Origin of the sequence: Xanthobacter albus (assembly GCF_043194895.2) — a bacterium.
In the GTDB taxonomy this organism is placed as follows: domain Bacteria; phylum Pseudomonadota; class Alphaproteobacteria; order Rhizobiales; family Xanthobacteraceae; genus Xanthobacter.
The window spans coordinates 2,866,437-2,884,371 of record NZ_CM195532.1 but is presented as its reverse complement, the minus strand read 5'-3'; the positions used below and the strand labels follow the sequence as shown (position 1 = coordinate 2,884,371).

Genomic DNA, 17,935 nt, shown 5'->3' with positions numbered 1-17,935 from the left:
GCCGCCCACGCGGCGGCCGCGCCTTCAAGGGCGGAACGACCATGCGAACGGATTGGGCAATGGACACGCCGGAGGTCCCGGCGGCGGCCGACGCGACGGTCGCCCCGGCCCGCTCCCTGCGTGACGAAGCCTATGAGCTCATCAAGGCGCGCATCATCATGTGCGCCTTCCGCCCCGGCGAGGTGCTGAGCGAGGCGGCCGTCTCCGCCACCCTCGGCATCGGCCGCACGCCGGTGCGCCAGGCCTTCGACCGGCTCATGCGCGACGGCCTCGTCGAGGTGCTGCCCCGCAAGGGCATCGTGGTGCGCCCCATCTCCCACGATGAAGTGCACGACATGGTGGAAGTGCGCCTCATCAACGAGTGCTTCTGCGCCCGCCTCGCCGCGGAACGCGCGGAGCCGGGCCACCTCGCCGCCCTCGCCACCAATGTGGCGCTGGGCGTGGAGGCCGCGGCCGCGCGCGACGTGGCCGAGCTGATGGCTCTCGACCGCGAGTTCCACGCCATCATCTCCTCGGCAGCCGGAAACCCGGTGCTGGCGGACATCCTAAAGAATCTTCACGAGCGGGCGCAGCGGGTCTGGTTCGTCTCCCTCCGGGCGCCGGAGCACCACCAGCGGGTGGTGGTGGAGCACGCCGCCATCGTGGAGGCCCTGCGCTCGCGCGATCCCGACGCCGCCGAAGCCGCGGTGCGCGCCCACATCCGCTCCTTCGCGGACAATCTCAACCGCCAGCTTTAGCGGTGACCCCTTCCGTCCGGAGGGCCGCGCGCTCAGCCGCGCGCGTAGACGTCGTCGAAGCGGACGATGTCGTCCTCCCCCGTATAGCTGCCGACCTGCACCTCGATCAGCTTCAAGGGGATACGCCCCGGATTGCTCAGGCGGTGCACGGACCCCACCGGCAGGTAGGCCGACTCGTTCTCGTGGATGTGGGAAACGGTGCCGTCCACCGTCACCTCCGCGGTGCCCGACACCACGATCCAGTGCTCCGCCCGGTGAAAATGCTTCTGCAGGCTCAGCTTTCCACCCGGTTTCACATGGATCTGCTTGACCTGGAACCGAGGCCCGCCCTCGATCCGCTCATACCACCCCCACGGCCGGTAGATGCGCAGGTGCTCCTGCGCTTCCCGGTGGCTGCGCTGCCTCAGGGTTTCCACCAGCCCCTTCACCTGCCCCGCCGCGGCGCGGCTCGTCACAAGCACCGCGTCCCGCGTGGTCACCACCACCACGTCGTCGAGGCCGATGACGGTGGTGAGGATATCCTCCGAGCGCACCAGCGCCCCCCGGCTCGCCAGCGCCACCACATTGCCTTCGAGAACATTGCCGTCGCCATCCTTGGCCTTCAGCGCATGGATGGCATCCCAGGCGCCGACATCCGACCAGTCGAACCGCGCCGCGAGCACGCCCGCGTGGCGGGTGTGCTCCATCACCGCATAGTCGATGGAGATGCGCGGCGCCCGGGCGAAGCCCTCCTGATCGAGCCGCAGGAAGTCGAGATCCGCCTGCGCCGCCGCGAGCGCGGCGCGCGCGCCCTCCAGCACCTGCGGCGCCCAGGCCCGCAGCTCATCGAGCATGAGCGAGGCCGGAAACATGAAGTTGCCGCTGTTCCACAGGAAGCCGCGCGCGCAATAGTCCTGCGCCGTCGCCACGTCCGGCTTCTCCACGAAGCGCGCGAGCCGGAAGGCGCCGGGCGCACCCGCCGGCTCGCCCTTCTCGATGTAGCCATATCCGGTTGCCGGATGAGCGGGCGCGATGCCGAAGGTCATGATGAACCCCTCGGCGGCGCCGGCCGCCGCCCGCGCGCAATCCGCGCGGAAGGTCTCCGCATCGCGCACCACGTGGTCGGCCGCCAGGGCGAGGCCGATGGCCTGCGGCCCGCGCCCGGCCGCCAGCAGCGCGCCCACCGCCACCGCCGCCGCACTGTCCCGCCGCTCGGGCTCCAGCACGATCTGCCCCAAGACCCCCGCCTGCTGCATCTGCTCCGCCACGATGAAGCGGAATGCATAGCTGGTGACCACCACCGGCGGGGCGAAGCGCGGATCCCTCACCCGCAGCAGCGTGGCCTGGAAGGTCGACAGGCCACCCTCCAGCAGGCCGATGAACTGCTTGGGCATGGTTTCGCGCGACAAGGGCCAAAGACGCGTCCCGGCGCCGCCGGCCAGCACGATCGGGACGATCAAAGGATCCACCATCACGCCTCACACACGGCAATACACACCCGCCCGCGTGCAACCCCGTTTAACGAGGGCTGCCGAGGCGGTTGCACACCCGCTTTTAGTCCGCCTCCACGCCTCGGTGCAAACGTGCGCACGGCGCGGGCAACCTCAGGAACGATCAACCCTCTCACGAGCGGGATGGTGCAAGGCGACTTGCATTCGCCCCCCTGCCGCGGATGAATCCTCCCGTTGGAGGGGCGCGCAACATATGCGGGATGCGGATTTTCCAGACTGGCGAAGGGCTCAGAACCCTCCCCCTCAACCTGAGCGGGTCGACAGCCCGCTTCATGCAACTTGTTTTATTGCTATGAACAATTCAATTGCGAGGGGACAATCGGCGACGGCACGACGACGGAAACCGCTGCCCGGAAAGCCTGGGGATGAAGGAGTGCGCCTGGATGCCCGCTGTTTGCATTCGACACCCCATCCATGCGGCGCAGAAGGCCGAGTTTCACGGATTTGCCTTGCTCATTCCCTATCCACCTGCCACGTCGAAAAAAAATGTGAACGTTCGGGGCATCGCGCTGCCGCCACGGCATCTTGCCCAGGTCCGGATCATGCTCCATTCACCTCTGTGATGAGCGAGGAGCCTGCCACGTGGCCCAACACGAAAAAGTCCCCTGGGCACGTCGCGGCACGAACCGCCGCAGGGCCGCCTTCAACGGCAACAGCACACGTCCTCTCGTCACGCCGGCTTCCGTGCTGGTTTCCTTCGCCGCCATGCTGGCGATCATGGGCATCACCTCCACATCATGGGAATTCGCGCTCCAGGAGCGCATTCTCCCACGGCTCGGCATCTTCATAAGCGATCGCTTCGACGATCCCTCGCGCTGGCGCTTCATCATCACCGCCGTGGCGTTCGCCGCATTGAGCCAGCTCGGACCTGGCCTGATGCTGTTCCGCCTGATGCGTCGCCTGGACCAGGCGCGAATCGCCGTCATCAAGGCGCGCGAGGAAGCCGACGCCCTCGCGCGCCACGACCCGCTGACCGGGCTCGCCAGCCGCCGCATGCTGCGCGAGCATATGCGCAAGCGCCTCGCCCGCGTGGGGGGAACCGGCGGCTACGCCGTGCTGCTCATCGACATCGAGAGGTTCAAGGCCAACACCGATCGGCATGGCCACCAGCTTGGCGACAGCCTGCTGATCGAGATCGCCAACCGCCTGAAGCCCCTGCTGCCCGCCAATGCCATCGCCTCGCGCATGAGCGGGGAGGAATTCGCCATCTTCCTGCCGCGTCCGGGCACGGTGGAGGCGCTCGGCAAGTTGGCCCAGCAGATCATCACCCAGCTCTCCGCGCGCTACCAGATCAACAACCTCGACGCGCGCCTCGGCGCCACCATCGGCATCGCGGTGACGCCGGAGAACGGCACCGACGAGGGCGAGGTGATGCGCTCGGCGGAAGCCGCCCTCTTCCGCGCCAAGGTCAGGCCGGGCACCTACCGCTTCTTCGAGCCGGCCATGGACCGGGAGCTGAAGCAGTCCCAGCGGCTCCAGCGCGACCTGCACAACGCCATCGCCACCAACTCCATCATTCCCCACTACCAGCCGCTGGTGCGCCTGAGGGACGGGCAGGTGGTGGGCTTCGAGGTGCTCGCCCGCTGGAACCACCCCATGCAGGGCTTCATCTCGCCCGAGGTGTTCGTGTCCATCGCGGAGGATGCCGGCCTCATCGGCCAGCTCACACAGTCCATCCTGAAGCAGGCCTGCCTCGACGCCGCGAAATGGCCCGACCAGCTCAAGATCGCGGTGAACCTGTCGCCGATCCAGCTCAAGGATATCGCGCTGCCCGACCAGATCCTCTACACGCTGAGGAGCTCCGGCTTTCCGCCCTACCGCCTGGAGATCGAGATCACCGAAACCGCGCTGGTGGACGACGACAAGACCGCCAACGCGATCCTGGCGCGCTTCCGCGCCGCGGGCATCGACATCGCGCTCGACGATTTCGGCACCGGCTACTCCAGCCTGCAGAACCTGCGCATGTTCCCTGTGACCAAGCTGAAGATCGACAAGTCGTTCGTCCGATCCATGGACATCGACATGAACTCGAAGAAGCTGATTTCCGGCATCCTGGCGCTGAGCAGCAGCCTCGGCATCGCCACCACAGCCGAGGGCATAGAAGAGGCCGCGGAAGCCGATTATCTCAGTTCCATCGGCTGCGATATCGGCCAGGGCTACTACTTCGCCAAGCCCATGAAGGCGCAAGACGTTCCGCGCTTCCTGAAAAGCCGCGGCGTGCTCTAGGTCCTCTTTACGCGAACCGGCTTCCACTTCGCTCGGAAACGCTCTGAGGCCGCCCTTCCCCCCTGCCCGCCGCCGTCTGCCGCCATGCTCCAGGCCGGACAGGCGACGCTCGCCGGTTAGCGCTGCATATCCCGCGCGATTCCGCCAAGCCGGATTTCCGAGCGCAGGTAGGCGCTCCAAGCCGCATCGGAAGGGAAATTCTCCGGCGATCGCACGCCGTCGCGCAGTCGGTAGCGCCGCGCCATCTCCTCGGGGGCCAAGCCGTCGTCGACAAGCCCAAGCTGCTGGAACAGGCTCAGGGAATAGCCGGGGATCCATCTGCGGACGTCGTGCCAGGGCACCGCCGCGAAGCTTTCCGGCGCGAGGTTCATGAGCGTGGTCATGCAGCTCTCGCGCAAGGTGGAATAGAAGATCGGCCGCGCATCCACGCGGTTGATGAAGCTGAGAACACGCTCGAAATACAGCCTGACCGCAGCCGTACTGGCACGGATGGGAAAGATCTGCACCTCATCGGGCGGCGTGCGCGCGAAGCGGTTCCAGATGAGGTCCCTCTCGGTGCCGATCTCGGGATAGATCGGATCCCGACGGAAAAAGCCGGCGAGCGCGTCGAAGCTGCCGCCCTTGGCCTGCCGTGCCTCAATGGACACCACCACGTGCCGCCCGTCTGCGAAGTTGAAGGACAGCATGACATGGGCCAAGGCCTGCATGTCGCCGAACGGCTGGATGATGAGATCGGCCCCGGAGAGCGTCGAAAAGTCGAAAGTGGCCGTGGTCCAGCGCGGCACGGAGGGCTCGCCCGGCCGGTGAAGCGCATCGCGGAAATTGCGGATGGTGACCATGTCGCCATCAAACTCCGCCGTGGGATTGTGGGCCTGGAGGGCAATCCAGTCCTGCTGCACCGGCTCCTTCATGAGAAACGCCGCGAAAAGGACGACGATTGCCGAAAAGGCGACGCCCCTGCGAACCCATCGCCGTGGACCGGGAATGAACCACAGGCCACAGACGAGGAGCGGGAAAAGGATGCTCCCGGCCTGCCGGAGCGTGGCGGGCCATGGAATCCAGTAGTGGATGGCGAGGCCGAGATAGAGGCCGAAGGCGACGACCAGGACGCCCGCCACGACGGCAAGGGTGCGCCGGAGCGCGCCCGTCAACCTCATCATCATCGCCAGGCCTTCCGCAAAGCTGCTTCGTGCCCGCTATACAGCACTCACGCCTTCCGAACGCCCCGGTCGACGCGACCAATCGCCAGTCATCCCGCTTTTTCAGCGCATCCCCGCATGGGCGATTCACCCGCGTTTTCCGTGCGCAGCCCGATTGGTGCCAATGAACTCTCGTCATCCACCGCTTCGGCGAGATTCACCGCGCGCCACCATCAACGACGCTTTTGGCGCGAACAACCCGCTGAGGCGAGGGCGAAAATGTGGCAAGCAGGGGGGTGGTGGTCACACAGATCCAGCCCGCAAAGCCAGACCAAACCGCGGGTTACTCAGCAGCCATGGAGCTTGCCAGCGGGAACAACGCAGTGATTTTAATGAGGAAATGGTGCCCAGGGGCGGAATCGAACCACCGACACTGCGATTTTCAGTCGCATGCTCTACCAACTGAGCTACCTGGGCGCCGCCGGGGGCCGAAGCGCCCTGGCGAGGTGGCTGTCTATACTGGGCCCTCAGCCGCGTGTCCAGTGCCCCCTTTGCCGGCATCATCCTTCCTGTGGACAAGATATCCAGACCGGAGTGCGCCACCCCCTCCCCGCCCATTGAAGCGTGATGCCGGAACACGGATTTAGGGTGCTTTCTTCTGAGGAAACTGGCAATCTGCCGGTTCCCGCCGGAGCTTCGGCGGAGCGAGAAAGAGGGAAAAAGGTGGTCGAACGCAAGGCGCACGGGGCGCAGGAGGCCGGCGAGGCCGCCGATTTCACCACGGGTTCGGGCGCGCCGGCGGCAGCCGCGGCCACCCTCGAACAGGCGCTTGGCATCCAGGTCCGCTCCATCCGCCGCGAGCTCGACCTCACCGTATCCGACCTCGCGGGCGCCGCGGGCATCTCGGTAGGTATGCTCTCGAAGATCGAGAACGGGCAGATCTCACCCTCGCTCGCGACCCTCCAGGCCATCGCCAAGGCGCTCAACGTGCCCATCACCACCCTGTTCTCGGCGTTCGAGGAGCGGCGGGACTGCTCGTTCGTGCGCGCGAATCAAGGGGTCATCATCGAGCGGCGCGGCACCAAGGTGGGCCACCAGTATGAGCTGTTGGGCCACGGGCTCGGCGGCGACATCGTGGTGGAGCCCTACCTGATCACCCTCTCGCAGGAGGCGGCGCCGTTCACGGGCTTCCGGCATGCGGGCGTGGAGTTCATCTACATGCTCTCGGGCGAGGTGCTCTACCGCCACGCCGACCGCACCTATCACCTGCGCCCCGGCGACGCGCTCATGTTCGATTCCGGTGCCTCCCACGGGCCGGAGCAGCTCATGGTCACGCCCATGAGCTACCTGTCCATCATCGTCTACGGGCGCGACCGGCACTGAGCGGCGGCGGGCGCCCCCTGCCGCGCCAATCCTTGCAGCCCCCTGCTCCGGCAACGTTTTCTTTCTAGGAAACTTTTATTCTTTCATGTTGACGTGATCCCACCGGCGGCGTACCACTGACCTCAAGGTCGCATCAGCGACCGGGGAATGGAGCCAGTGACAGCGCCATGTGCGGCATCGTCGGTATATTTTTGAAGGATCCCGCCCTCGAGGGAGAGCTCGGGTCCATGCTCGCGTCCATGCTCTGCGTGATGACGGATCGCGGCCCGGACAGCGCCGGCTTCGCGGTCTACGGATCGGGTGCCAAGGACAAGGTGAAGCTCTCGCTGCGTGCCGCGAAGGACTATGACTTCTCGGCCCTCGCCGCCGGGCTTTCCATCCCCGCCGACGGCATGCCGGCGCTCACCGTGCGCTCCACCCACGCGATCATCGACATCCCCGCCGCCCGCGAGGCGGAGGTGCGCGCCTTCCTGGCCGCCCGGCATCCGGAAGTGGCGGTGGTCGGCACCGGCGCGCGCATGGAAATCTTCAAGGAAGTGGGCCTGCCCGCCTCGGTGGCGGACACCTTCGGCCTCGCCAAGATGGCCGGCACCCACGGCATCGGCCACACCCGCATGGCCACCGAGAGCGCGGTGACCACCGCCGGCGCCCACCCCTTCTCCACCGGCGCCGACCAGTGCCTGGTGCATAACGGCTCGCTCTCGAACCACAACCAGCTTCGCCGCCTGCTGAAGCGCGAGGGCATCGCCTTCGAGACCGAGAACGACAGCGAGGTCGCCGCTGGCTACCTCACCTGGCGGCTCAAGCAGGGCGCGTCCCTGGGCGAGGCGCTGGAAGCCGGCCTCAAGGACCTCGACGGCTTCTACACCTTCGTGGTGGGCACCGAGAACGGCTTCGGCGTGCTGCGCGATCCCGTCGCCTGCAAGCCCGCCGTGATGGCCGAGACCGATCAGTATGTCGCCTTCGGCTCCGAATACCGCGCTCTCGTGGACCTGCCCGGCATCGAGAAGGCCCGCGTGTTCGAGCCGGAACCCGCCACCGTCTACTTCTGGGAGCGCGCCCAGTGAACGCCTTCTCCCCCGATATCACCTTCGATCTCGCCGCCTCTCCCCTGCGCGATCTCAACGAGGCCCTGCACAAGACCTCGGCCGAGAGCAACACCCGCCGCTGGCGTGTGCTGAACCCCGAAGGCCGCCATGCGGTGGCCGTGGGCATCGACGCGCCCGTGACCGTCGAGATCGACGGCAACGTGGGCTACTACTGCGCGGGTATGAACCAGCTCGCCTCGGTCATCATCCACGGCAATGCCGGCCAGGGCGTCGCCGAGAACATGATGAGCGGCTTCGTGCGGGTGTGCGGCGATGCCAGCCAGTCCGCCGGCGCCACCGCCCATGGCGGCCTGCTCGTCATCGACGGCAACGCCTCCGCCCGCTGCGGCATCTCCATGAAGGGCGTGGACATCGTCGTGAAGGGCTCCGTGGGCCACATGAGCGCGTTCATGGGCCAGTCCGGCGCGCTGATCGTGTTCGGCGACGCGGGCGAGGCGCTGGGCGACAGCCTTTACGAGGCGAAGCTGTTCGTGCGCGGCACGGTGAAGTCCCTCGGCGCGGACTGCATCGAGAAGGAGCTGCGCGACGAGCACAAGGCGCTGCTCACCCAGAAGCTCGAGGCCGCCGGCATCGCGCCGGGCTCCGTCGATCTCTCGGAGTTCAAGCGCTACGGCTCCGCCCGCAAGCTCTACAACTTCCATGTCGACAACGCCGACGCCTACTGAGGGGACAAGAACAATGACCGCGCACGACGCAAAGGGCCCGGCGCACGCTCTGCCCCAGACCATGCCGCGCTATTCCGCCACCTTCGATCCCCACACCCTGTCGGAGATCCGGCGGGCGGCGGCCACCGGCATCTATGACATCCGCGGCGGCGGCACCAAGCGCAAGCTGCCCCACTTCGACGACCTACTGTTCCTCGGCGCCTCGGTCTCGCGCTATCCGCTGGAAGGCTATCGCGAGAAGTGCGGCACCGAGGTGGTGCTCGGCACCCGTTTCGCCAAGAAGCCGATCCACCTGAAGACGCCGGTGACCATCGCCGGCATGAGCTTCGGCGCCCTCTCGGCACAGGCGAAGGAGGCCCTGGGTCGCGGTGCCTCCATCGTCGGCACCTCCACCACCACCGGCGACGGCGGCATGACCCCCGAGGAGCGCGGCCAGTCGCAGACCCTGGTCTACCAGTACCTGCCCTCGCGCTATGGCATGAACCCGGTGGACCTGCGCAAGGCGGATGCCATCGAGGTGGTGATCGGCCAGGGCGCCAAGCCCGGCGGCGGCGGCATGCTGCTCGGCCAGAAGATCTCCGACCGCGTGGCCGCCATGCGCAACCTGCCCAAGGGCATCGACCAGCGCTCGGCCTGCCGCCACCCGGACTGGACCGGCCCGGACGACCTGGAGATCAAGATCCAGGAGCTGCGCGAGATCACCGATTGGGAAAAGCCGATCTATGTGAAGGTCGGCGCCTCCCGCCCCTACTATGACATCTCCCTCGCCGTGAAGGCGGGCGCGGACGTGGTGGTGCTGGACGGCATGCAGGGCGGCACCGCCGCCACCCAGGAGGTGTTCATCGAGCAGGTGGGCATCCCGATCCTCTCCGCCATCCGCCCGGCGGTGCAGGCGCTGCAGGATCTCGGCATGCACCGCAAGGTGCAGCTCATCGTCTCCGGCGGCATCCGCACCGGCGCCGATGTAGCGAAGGCCCTGGCGCTCGGCGCCGACGCGGTCGCCATCGGCACCGCCGCCCTGGTGGCGCTCGGCGACAACGACCCCCACTGGCAGGCGGAATACGAGGCCCTCGGCACCACCGCCGGCGCCTATGACGACTGGCACGAGGGCCGCGACCCCGCCGGCATCACCACCCAGGACCCCGAGCTGGCGGCGCGGCTCGATCCGGTGAAGGCGGGCCGCCGCCTCGCCAACTATCTCTCGGTGCTCACCCTGGAGGCGCAGACCATCGCCCGCGCCTGCGGCAAGAGCCACCTGCACAATCTGGAGCCGGAGGACCTCGTGGCCCTCACCGTGGAAGCCGCCGCCATGGCCGGCGTGCCGCTGGCCGGCACCCAGTGGATCCCCGGCAAGACCGGCGGCTACTGAGCCTCCGCCCCGACGGCATTCGCCCCGGACCCTCGGGCCCGGGGCGCGGCAGCCCGGAAGATCCAGGCCCCGCCACAGAACGCGCGTTTCGCCCCTGCCAAAAGAAGCCGGGGCCGTTGCCAACCCAAATAAAATGACCTTTCCCGAGGACCGAACATGAAGCGCATCGCCGACATCGCCCGCGAGGCGGAAGGGCATTCCTCGGTCGCCGCCGAAGCGGCCGCCGATCTCACCAAGGCCGCCAAGGAGCGCGGCATCAAGTATTTCCTCATCTCCTACGTGGACCTGTTCGGCGGCCTGCGCGCCAAGCTGGTGCCGGCTGCCGCCATCGCCGAGATGCAGCGCAACGGCGCGGGCTTCGCCGGCTTCGCCACCTGGCTCGACATGTCCCCCGCCGACCCGGACCTGTTCGCGGTCCCCGATCCGTCGAGCCTCATCCAGCTCCCCTGGAAGGAGGAGATCGGCTGGCTCGCCTCCGATCTCGTGATGGCGGGCAAGGAAGTGGCCCAGGGCCCGCGCGCCGTGCTGAAGAAGCAGCTCGCCGATGCCGCCGACCTCGGCTACACCATCAAGACCGGCGTCGAGTGCGAGTATTTCCTCATCTCCGCGGACGGCAAGTCCATCTCGGACGAGGCCGATACCGCCGACAAGCCCTGCTACGACCAGTCCGCCCTCATGCGCCGCTATGATGTCATCAAGGACATCTGCGACGCCATGCTGAAGCTCGGCTGGGGCGCCTACCAGAACGACCACGAGGACGCCAACGGCCAGTTCGAGATGAACTGGAACTACGACCACGCCCTCCTCACCGCCGACCGCCATGTGTTCTTCAAGTACATGGTGAAGTCGATCGCGGAGATGCACGGCCTGCGCGCCACCTTCATGCCGAAGCCCTTCATCAACCTCACGGGCTCGGGCTGCCACGCCCATGTCTCGCTGTGGAACAAGGGCAAGAACGCCTTTTCCGACGCGAAGGGCGAGCTCGGCATGTCGAAGCTCGGCTACAACTTCATCGGCGGGCTCATCCACAATGCGGACGCTCTGTGCGCCCTCACCAACCCCACCGTGAACTCCTACAAGCGCATCAACGCGCCGCGCACCATCTCGGGCGCCACCTGGGCGCCCAACACGGTGACCTACACCGGCAACAACCGCACCCACATGATCCGCATCCCCGATGCGGGCCGCCTGGAGTTCCGCCTCGCCGACGGCGCGGCCAACCCCTACCTGCTCCAGGCCGCCGTGGCGGCGGCGGGCCTCGACGGCATCGTGAACGAGCGCGATCCCGGCAAGCGCCTCGATATCAACATGTACACGGACGGCCACAAGGTGAAGGGCGCCAAGAAGCTGCCCCTCAACATGCTGGACGCCCTGCGCGCGCTGGAGAAGTCCAAGGTGCTGGGCGAGCGGCTGGGACCGGAGTTCGTCTCTGGCTACCTGAAGCTCAAGAACCAGGAGTGGAACGACTTCTCCCGCCACCTGACCCAGTGGGAACGCGATCGCACTCTCGACATCTGAGTCGATTCGCGCGAGAGTTCAGGACTTCGCCTTCAACTGGCGACCTCCGAGGGGTTCCGGCCATGTGCCGGAGCCCCTTTTTCATATGCCGATTTCCAATACTCCCGCGCGGCTACCCCTCCACCCGCAGTGCGCCCGCGAGCCAGGGCATGGCGGCGTCGAGCGCGGGAAGAACGTCGGCGGCGAGGCGGTGCCGGCAGAATTCGGCGATCTCGCGCGGCAGGCGCCCCAGCTCCTGGCGCCGCGCGATCAGCGTCAGGCGGCGCTGGAAGGCCGGGCCCGGCAAAGGCGCGCATGTGACCCGCGCAAGCTCCACCGCCGCCTCGTGCACGCACAGGGGCGTCGTCACGGCGAAGCCCTCGCCCGCCGCCACCGTTGCCGCGACCCCCTGGGGGGTGTCGAACTCCAGCCGGCGCGGCAGCTCCACCTTCAGCCGCCGCAGGTGGCGCTCCACCTCGATGCCGGTCTTGGAGCGGGCGGAAAAGCGCACCAGCGGCAATGCCATCTGCCTGAGATCCTCGACCCGCGCCGGGGCCGGAACATCCGCCGGCAGCAGCAGCACATAGGGCTCCGTCACTAGAGCGAAGCGCTCCAGCCCCTCCACGTCCTCCAGCTCGTCGAGCCCCACCAAAAGGTCCATCTGGCGGGAGAGCAGCGCACTCGCGTGCGCGGCAGTGAGGCCCGACAGAACCGACACCTCCTCCGCCAGCGTGGAGAGATAGCCGCCGAGGGGCGCCGCCAGCGCCCGCGAGAGCGAATCGACGAGGCCCGCGCGCAGCAGGGCGAAGCGCCCGTGCTCCGTCTCGCGCAGGGCGGGCGCGATCTGCCGCGCCTCGGAAATGAGCGCGCTCGCCTTCTGCCGCAGCACGCCGCCGGCGGCCGTGAGCCCAAGCGGGCGCACCGAGCGATCGAACAAAGCGAGGCCGATGCGCCCTTCGAGATCCGCCACGGCCTGCGAGACCGCCGGCTGCGTGAGGCCCAGCCGCCGCGCCGCGCCGGCCATCGCGCCTTCCTCGCACACGGCCAGGAAGATCTCGAGCGCCCTGAGATCGAACGGAAGGGCCTCGCGCACCGCCATCACTCGCCTCCGAATACTATAAGGATCATTTATATGATCCCTTCATTCGTGGCGAGCTATAGAGTTATCGAACGGGTGATCGACCCCCTTCCGGTCTCTCCAGGGCCGATGCAGCGAGTGCCTCATGTCCGCGCACTATTCGTTTCTCAGCATCATCTCCAATGCGCTGAACGGCCAGAGCGGCTGGCGCCCGGCGTGGCGCGACGCGCACCCCAAGCCGGCCTATGACGTGATCATCGTGGGCGGCGGCGGCCATGGCCTCGCCACCGCCTATTATCTCGCGAAAGAGCACGGCATCCGCAACGTGGCGGTGCTGGAGAAGGGGCATGTCGGGTCCGGCAATGCCGGGCGCAACACCACCATCATCCGCTCGAACTATCTGCTGCCGGGCAACGAGCCCTTCTACGAGTGGTCCATGAAGCTGTGGGAGGGCCTGGAGCAGGACCTCAACTACAATGCCATGGTCTCCCAGCGCGGCATCATCAACCTGATCCACACCGACGCCCAGCGTGACGCCTATGCCCGGCGCGGCAACGCTATGCGCCTCGCCGGCGCGGACTCCGAGCTGCTGGACGCGGAAACGGTGCGCAGGATGTGCCCGTTCCTCAATTTCGACAACGCCCGCTTTCCCATCAAGGGCGGCCTGATGCAGCCGCGCGCCGGCACCGCCCGGCATGATGCGGTGGTGTGGGGCTATGCCCGCGGCGCCGACCGGCTGGGCGTGGACATCATCCAGAATTGCGAGGTCACCGGCTTCATCCGCGACAGCGGCGCGGTGGTGGGCGTGGAGACCACGCGCGGCGCCATCCGCGCCGGCAAGGTGGGGCTCGCGGTCGCCGGCTCCACCTCGCGCCTCACGCGCCATCTCGACCTGCGCATGCCGCTGGAGAGCCACGTGCTCCAGGCGTTCGTGTCGGAAGGGCTGAAGCCGCTCATTCCCGGCGTCATCACCTTCGGCATGGGGCATTTCTACGTCAGCCAGTCGGACAAGGGCGGCCTCGTCTTCGGCGGCGACATCGACGGCTACAATTCCTATGCCCAGCGCGGCAACATGCCGGTGGTGGAGGATGTGCTGGAAGGCGGCATGGCGCTCATGCCCATGATCGGCCGCCTGCGCCTGCTGCGCTCGTGGGGCGGGCTCGTGGACATGTCCATGGACGGCTCGCCCATCATCGATGTCGGCCCCCTGCCCGGCCTCTACCTCAACACCGGCTGGAACTACGGCGGCTTCAAGGCCACCCCGGCCTCGGGCTGGTGCTTCGCCCACACCATCGCGCAGGACCGCGCCCACGACTTCAACGCGGCCTTCCGCCTCGACCGCTTCCGCTCCGGCAACATCATCGATGAGAAGGGGGTCGGCGCCCAGCCGAACCTGCACTGAGCCATGCGCATTCCCTGCCCCTATTGCGGCTCCCGCGACGCCCACGAGTTCAGCTATCTCGGCGACGCGACCGTGACCCGCCCCGACCCTTCCGCCCCCGATGCCGCTGAGGCCTTCCACGCCTACGCCTACCTGCGCGAGAACCCGGAAGGCCCGCACCGCGAATACTGGTACCACGCCAATGGCTGCCGCCGCTGGCTGGTGGTGACCCGCAACACGCGAACCCATGACATCCTCGGCGTGGAATTCGCCCGCCCGAGCACGGACGAGGTGCCGGCATGACCCGTCTTTCCACCGGCGGCCTCATCGACCGCAGCCGCACGCTCTCCTTCACCTTCGACGGTGCCACCTATGCCGGCCACCCCGGCGACACGCTGGCCTCGGCCCTGCTCGCCAACGGCGTGCGGCTGGTGGGGCGCTCCTTCAAGTATCACCGCCCGCGCGGCATCTTCACCTGCGGCTCCGAGGAGCCGAACGCCCTGGTGGAGCTGCGCGCCGGCGCCCGCAAGGAGCCGAACACCCGCGCCACCACGATCGAGCTGTTCGACGGCCTCTCCGCCCAGAGCCAGAACCGCTGGCCCTCCCTGGAGCATGACGCGCTGAGCGTGAACCAGTGGCTTTCGCCCTTCCTGGGCGCGGGCTTCTACTACAAGACCTTCATGTGGCCGGCTTCGTTCTGGGAGAAGGTCTACGAGCCCGCCATCCGCCGCGCCGCCGGCCTCGGCGCCGCATCCGAGCTGCCCGATCCGGACACCTATGAGAAGGCGTTCGCCTTCTGCGACGTGCTGGTGATCGGCGCGGGCGCGGCGGGCCTTGCGGCAGCCCTCGCCGCCGCCCGCTCCGGCGCCCGCGTGATCCTGGCGGATGAGGACTTCCGCCTCGGCGGCCGCCTGCTCACGGAGGAGACCGCCATCGACGGCGCCCCGGCGCGCGATTTCGTGGCCCGCGCGGAAGCCGAGCTCGCGAGCCTGCCGAACGTGCGCCTGATGCCCCGCACCACTGTATTCGGCGCCTATGACGGCAGCGAATATGCTTGCGTGGAGCGGGTGAGCGACCATGTTGCGGTGCCGGCGGCCTTCCAGCCGCGCCAGCGCCTGTGGCGCATCATCACCAGGCGCGCGGTGCTGGCCTCCGGCGCGTTCGACCGGCCCATCGTATTCCCCGGCAACGACCGCCCTGGAATCATGACCGTCCAGGCGCTCGCCACCTATGCCCGCCGCTTCGGCGTGGGCGCGGGCGCGAACGCCGCCGTGTTCACCAACAATGATGCCGGCGTCGCGGCGGCGCTGGCCGCGGCCGGCGCGGGCGTGAAGGTGGAAGCCCTCATCGACGTGCGCGAGGCGCTGCCCTCCGCCCTCGCGGCGAAGGCGAAGGCGCTGGGCGTGCGCGTCATCACCGGCGGCGAGGTCATCGCCACCAGGGGCAAGCGCCTCGCCTCCATCACCGTGCGCACCGGCGCGCGCACCGAGACCATCGCGGTGGAGGCGCTGGGCATCTCCGGCGGCGCCACGCCGAACCTGAACCTCACCTGCCACCTGGGCGGCAAGCCGGTGTACCGCGAGGACATCGCCGCCTTCGTGCCCGCCGCGCTGCCGCCGGGCATGAGCTGCGCGGGTGCCGTCGCGGGCCAGTTCTCGCTGGCCGATTGCCTGACGGCAGGCACCGCGCAGGGCGTCGCGGCGGCCGCCGAGGCGGGTTTCTCCGGCGCGGCCCTGCCCGCTCCGAAGGCAGAGGACACCCCCACCGGCATCCGCGCCTTCTGGCAGGTGAAAGCGAAGGGGGACCTCGCCTTCGTGGATTTCCAGAACGACGTGAGCGCCAAGGATGTGGGCATCGCCCACAAGGAGGGCTTCCGCGCGGTGGAGCTGCTGAAGCGCTACACCACCATGGGCATGGCCACCGACCAGGGCAAGAATTCCAACATGGCGGGCCTCGCCCTGATGGCGGAGCTGACCGGCCAGGGCATCGCGGCCACGGGCACCACCGTGTTCCGCCCGCCCTACACGCCGGTGGCGCTGGGCGTGCTCGCCGGCCACCACCGCGAGAAGGACTTCCGCCCCATCCGCCCGACCCCGACCCACGCCTGGGCCGAGAAGCAGGGCGCCGTCTTCGTCGAGACCGGCTATTGGCTGCGCGCGGCCTATTTCCCCAAGGCCGGCGAGACCGACTGGCTGGAGAGCGTCAACCGCGAGGTGAAGGCCACCCGCGAGAGCGTCGGCGTCATCGATGTCTCGACCTTCGGCAAGATCGACCTGCAGGGGCCGGATGTGGGCGCCTTCCTCGATCGCGTCTACATCAACATGTTCTCCACGCTACAGGTGGGCAAGGCGCGCTACGGCGTGATGCTGCGGGAGGATGGCCTCGTCATGGATGACGGCACCACCGCCCGCCTCGCCCAGAACCACTATGTGATGACCACCACCACCGCCAATGCCGGCAAGGTGTTCCAGCATCTGGAATTCTGCCTGCAGGTGCTGTGGCCCGAGCTGGACGTGCAGCTCGCCTCCATCTCCGAGCAGTGGGCGCAGGTCGCCGTTTCCGGCCCCCGCTCCCGCGAGGTGCTGGCGAAGCTGGTGGACGGCGCGGATGTTTCCAACGCCGGCCTGCCCTTCATGGGGGTGGCGCAGACCACGGTGCTCGGCGGCATCGAGGCGCGCATCTTCCGGCTCTCCTTCTCCGGCGAGCTGGGCTACGAGATCGCCGTGCCCGCCCGGCAGGGCGAGAAGCTGATGGAAGCCATCATGGATGCCGGCCGGCCCTTCGGCATCACCCCCTACGGCACCGAGACGTTGGGCGTGCTGCGCATCGAGAAGGGCCACGTCTCCGGCAGCGAGCTGAACGGGCAGACCTCCGCCCGCGACCTCGGCCTCGGGCGGATGGCGTCCACCAAGAAGGACTACATCGGCCGTGTGCTGTCGCAGCGGCCCGCCTTCCTGGACCCGGATCGGCCCATCTTCGTGGGCTTCAAGCCGGTGGACAAGGCCCAGCGCCTGCGTGCCGGCGCCCATTTCCTGAAGGTGGGCGCGGAAGCCACCACCCACAACGACGAAGGCTACATGACCTCCGTCGCCCATTCGCCCACACTCGGCCACTCCATCGGCCTCGGCTTCCTCAAGCGGGGCCAGGAGCGGATCGGAGAGCAGCTGCGCGCCTATGACCCGGTGCGTGGCGGCGACATCCTGGTCGAGGTGTGCTCGCCCGCGTTCGTCGATCCAGAAGGGGAGAAGCAGCGTGTCTGACCTTCTCGCACACGTGCCCCACACCCGCCTCGTGCCCGAGGGCCATTACGGCCCGGCCGGCACCCCCGGCGTCCAGGCCCGGCAGGTGCCGGGGCTCGCCGCCGCGACCCTCGCCGCCCCGAAGGGCCGCGCGGCGGAGCTGGCAAAGCACCTCGCAGGCGCGGGCCTCGCCCTGGCGGACGCCCCCAAGGCAGTGTCCAGCGCCACGCTAACCGCCGTGGGCACGGCACCGGGCCGATGGCTGGTGATGGCGGAAGGCATGTCGGGCGGCGCGCTTCTCGCCCACCTCACGGCCCTTGCCGGAGCGGACGCCGCCCTCACCGACCAGAGCGACGCCAACATCATCCTGGACGTCACGGGCCCCGATGCCCGCGCCGCCCTGGCCAAGGGCCTCGCCATCGATCTCGATTCGAAGGCGTTCGCGCCCGGCGACGCGGCGACCACCGTGGTGTCCCACATCGGCGTCACCCTCTGGCAGACCGATGCGGCCCCCACCTACCGCATGGTGGTGGCCCGCTCGTTCGCCCCCACCTTCCTGCGCTGGCTCACGGCGAGCGCGGCCGAGTTCGGCTTCGCCCTGTCCGGCACCGGCCGGGGCTGA

General features: G+C 68.3%; 14 protein-coding genes and 1 tRNA gene. 11 read left to right on the top strand and 4 right to left on the bottom strand.

The genetic code is table 11. The features are described 5' to 3' along the window. The first annotated feature begins 59 nt into the window (after window positions 1–59). Complete coding sequence (locus V5F75_RS12905; protein WP_394034591.1) at window positions 60–737, top strand: GntR family transcriptional regulator; 678 nt, start codon at window positions 60–62, stop codon at window positions 735–737. Window positions 738–769: 32 nt separating this feature from the next. On the opposite strand, the gene V5F75_RS12900 is transcribed toward V5F75_RS12905, so the two are convergent. After that, window positions 770–2,188: a mannose-1-phosphate guanylyltransferase/mannose-6-phosphate isomerase gene (locus tag V5F75_RS12900; RefSeq protein ID WP_394034592.1), complete on the bottom strand. Its 1,419-nt coding sequence runs from the start codon at window positions 2,186–2,188 to the stop codon at window positions 770–772. Window positions 2,189–2,809: 621 nt separating this feature from the next. Between V5F75_RS12900 and V5F75_RS12895 the strand changes: the two genes are divergently transcribed. Beyond that, entirely contained in the window at window positions 2,810–4,453 is a 1,644-nt protein-coding gene (locus tag V5F75_RS12895) for a putative bifunctional diguanylate cyclase/phosphodiesterase (RefSeq protein ID WP_394034593.1), read from the top strand. Between the two features lie 116 nt (window positions 4,454–4,569). Here the strand turns inward: V5F75_RS12895 and V5F75_RS12890 are convergent, their stop codons facing one another. Both V5F75_RS12890 and V5F75_RS12885 read right to left on the bottom strand, forming a co-directional pair. Continuing rightward, window positions 4,570–5,604 (bottom strand): Lnb N-terminal periplasmic domain-containing protein, encoded by a 1,035-nt coding sequence (locus tag V5F75_RS12890; RefSeq protein WP_394034594.1) that lies wholly within the window; start codon window positions 5,602–5,604, stop codon window positions 4,570–4,572. A gap of 389 nt (window positions 5,605–5,993) precedes the next feature. Further along, a tRNA-Phe gene (locus V5F75_RS12885) sits at window positions 5,994–6,069 on the bottom strand. 246 nt (window positions 6,070–6,315) lie between these two features. Here V5F75_RS12885 and V5F75_RS12880 point away from each other — a divergent pair. The 5 genes from V5F75_RS12880 (at window position 6,316) to glnT (ending at window position 11,636) form a co-directional block, all read left to right on the top strand. Continuing rightward, entirely contained in the window at window positions 6,316–6,975 is a 660-nt protein-coding gene (locus tag V5F75_RS12880) for a helix-turn-helix domain-containing protein (RefSeq protein ID WP_394034595.1), read from the top strand. 167 nt (window positions 6,976–7,142) lie between these two features. Then, window positions 7,143–8,042, top strand: coding sequence for a class II glutamine amidotransferase (locus V5F75_RS12875; RefSeq protein ID WP_394034596.1), 900 nt, complete (start codon window positions 7,143–7,145; stop codon window positions 8,040–8,042). After that, complete coding sequence (locus tag V5F75_RS12870) at window positions 8,039–8,749, top strand: protein glxC (RefSeq protein ID WP_394034597.1); 711 nt, start codon at window positions 8,039–8,041, stop codon at window positions 8,747–8,749. The genes V5F75_RS12875 and V5F75_RS12870 overlap by 4 nt, the downstream gene beginning before the upstream one ends. A 13-nt stretch (window positions 8,750–8,762) precedes the next feature. After that, the gene (locus tag V5F75_RS12865) at window positions 8,763–10,118 is read left to right on the top strand and encodes an FMN-binding glutamate synthase family protein (RefSeq protein WP_394034598.1); all 1,356 of its coding nucleotides are present in this window, start codon (window positions 8,763–8,765) and stop codon (window positions 10,116–10,118) included. 156 nt (window positions 10,119–10,274) lie between these two features. Beyond that, window positions 10,275–11,636 carry a type III glutamate--ammonia ligase gene (gene glnT / locus V5F75_RS12860; protein WP_394034599.1) on the top strand — a complete coding sequence of 454 codons (1,362 nt, stop codon included), beginning with the start codon at window positions 10,275–10,277 and terminating at the stop codon, window positions 11,634–11,636. Between the two features lie 112 nt (window positions 11,637–11,748). On the opposite strand, the gene V5F75_RS12855 is transcribed toward glnT, so the two are convergent. Then, on the bottom strand, window positions 11,749–12,714 hold the full coding sequence (locus V5F75_RS12855) for a LysR family transcriptional regulator (protein WP_394034600.1): 966 nt from the start codon (window positions 12,712–12,714) through the stop codon (window positions 11,749–11,751). 124 nt (window positions 12,715–12,838) lie between these two features. Here V5F75_RS12855 and V5F75_RS12850 point away from each other — a divergent pair, with 124 nt between their 5' ends. Genes V5F75_RS12850 through V5F75_RS12835 form a run of 4 tightly spaced genes read left to right on the top strand, consistent with a single transcriptional unit; the run spans window position 12,839 to window position 17,935 of the window. After that, entirely contained in the window at window positions 12,839–14,095 is a 1,257-nt protein-coding gene (locus tag V5F75_RS12850) for a sarcosine oxidase subunit beta family protein (RefSeq protein WP_394034601.1), read from the top strand. Between the two features lie 3 nt (window positions 14,096–14,098). Continuing rightward, entirely contained in the window at window positions 14,099–14,377 is a 279-nt protein-coding gene (locus tag V5F75_RS12845; protein ID WP_394034602.1) for a sarcosine oxidase subunit delta, read from the top strand. Continuing rightward, window positions 14,374–17,334 (top strand): sarcosine oxidase subunit alpha family protein, encoded by a 2,961-nt coding sequence (locus V5F75_RS12840; protein ID WP_394034603.1) that lies wholly within the window; start codon window positions 14,374–14,376, stop codon window positions 17,332–17,334. The genes V5F75_RS12845 and V5F75_RS12840 overlap by 4 nt, the downstream gene beginning before the upstream one ends. Beyond that, window positions 17,327–17,935 (top strand): sarcosine oxidase subunit gamma, encoded by a 609-nt coding sequence (locus V5F75_RS12835; protein ID WP_394034604.1) that lies wholly within the window; start codon window positions 17,327–17,329, stop codon window positions 17,933–17,935. The genes V5F75_RS12840 and V5F75_RS12835 overlap by 8 nt, the downstream gene beginning before the upstream one ends.